This is a genomic window from Muriicola sp. (assembly GCF_049669965.1).
Lineage (GTDB): Bacteria > Bacteroidota > Bacteroidia > Flavobacteriales > Flavobacteriaceae > Muriicola.
The window spans coordinates 1-1,818 of the sequence record NZ_JBATLB010000164.1 but is presented as its reverse complement, the minus strand read 5'-3'; the positions used below and the strand labels follow the sequence as shown (position 1 = coordinate 1,818).

1 protein-coding gene is annotated in these 1,818 nt (G+C 42.0%); it reads right to left on the bottom strand.

Going from position 1 to position 1,818, the window contains the following annotated elements; genetic code table 11:
- Positions 1 to 1,818 (bottom strand): tetratricopeptide repeat protein (locus WBM49_RS08745; protein ID WP_424371671.1); only part of this gene is annotated, 1,818 nt, incomplete at both ends.

The following is a 1,818-nucleotide window of genomic DNA, read 5'->3' as shown; positions in this document are numbered from 1 at the left end:
GGCCACATAATTCAGCGCCTCTTTAAATTCCTTATATCCTTGTAGTCTTCCAATGGCTGTTGCCTTGAGCATTTCAAATTTTGGCACTACAGGGTCCCCGGGAAACATATTGATACTTTCTTCAGCCCCTGTAATCACCCGAAGAAATTCCTGTTCCTCAAAAAGTTGGTATAAGCGCGCATAGCGTGCCTCCGGACTGTCTTCTGAAGCTTCAAGTACGGCTTGTGGGTTGAGCAGTATCTCCGCATAACGAGAACTGGGATGATTGCGTATGATATTATCTTTCATATCCAAAGCTAAAGGGCTCCCAACCTCTTCGTAGATCTTAAAGAGATTGTATTTGGACGGAAGGACCAAGCGTTCTTCAGGAGAAGATTCTAACACTCTTTCCAATTTCGCAGCGGCCAGCATATTTTCCTTAAACTTCTCTTTATAAATAAGACCAAGCTGATAATTGGCAAAATTTCGTTCCCTGTCCAGGCTATCAATTACGACTATTTTGGTAGGGACACTTTCCAGGTAATATTCCAGCGAATACTTTAGTTCTTCGGGGATCTCCGCCTGATCAGCACCCTGAGGACCTTCGCTATTGGCCACCAAATCAAGACCCTGAGAGGTGTTTTTAGTGCTCCATCGCCAGTTATCTTCTAGTGTTCTGTTTCCCCATTTGTTCTTAAAATCGGTTTTCCCATATCCCAGACTGGCAATATTATAGAAATAGAACTTGCCCTTGTTCTCTTTACCGCCTTTTGACTCACCAAAGATGGCGAGACCGGCGTTAAGTCTGCTCTCTTCCTTTGCAGCCAATTCATCGGCCTTGGCCTTTAACTGATCAATATAGGCCTGGAAATAGTCCTTGCGTTCTTCCAAAGGCATATTGTATACCGCAATTACACTATCTGCATACTGCACCGTGCTCTCGTAGGTAATTACATCCTCCAGGTTGTCTAGCTTCTTTTTTATAGATCTGAACTTCTTTGTATTCTCAGGCAGGTTTGGCAGCACGCTGTCATAGTAGGCCCCTGCTGTTTTGTAGGCATTCTTATCAAAATAGTACTCAGCCAGATCTTCGTAATTAAGCGCAAATAATTGTGGGGATTGATTGGCTGCTTTGAGCGATTTATTATAATAGGCAAGAGAAAGACTATCTTGATCCAAGGTATTGTGATACACCGCTATTTGCCTAAAAATCTTATCTAAAAAAGGGCGATTTTCTCTGTTTAACTCCAACCATGTGAGATATTCAAGCAGTTCTTCCTTATTCTTATCACTGATCTCGATATTCTGAATCTTTTGCAAATGGGCATTTACCCAGTATACTCTGGGGGTTTTTCTTTGAAGTTCAATGATCTTGTCAAAAGCAATATTGGCGCTGTCTTTGTGCCCAAGCTGGTTGTACAATTGCCCAATTATAAAATAATAACGCCCTTTTTCCCCGTTCTTTTTGGTGTAAGCCGAAGCGATCTTTAATTGCTGTATAGCAGTATCGGGTGCTTTAAGGTTTATATAGGCTTGTGCCATCATGGCCCTGGCATCTGCGTATTCCTGATCTTTTAATTTTTCAAACTTTAATAGTCGCTTGAGGTTTTTTAACGCGAGATCCTCATTTTCTAAGCGGATATTGGTTTTCTCACGCCAGATCGTAGCCTCATTCAGTTTGTTGCTCTCTGAGTATTTTTGCAAAATATAGTTGAAAGCTTCAATGGCAGGAACATATCTTTGGTCGAAATATCTGGCTTTGCCTAAGAGTAAGAAGGCTTCATCGGTTTGTGGATTGCGCTCCTGATTGCCGATTTCCATACTGCGTTTTTGGATGGC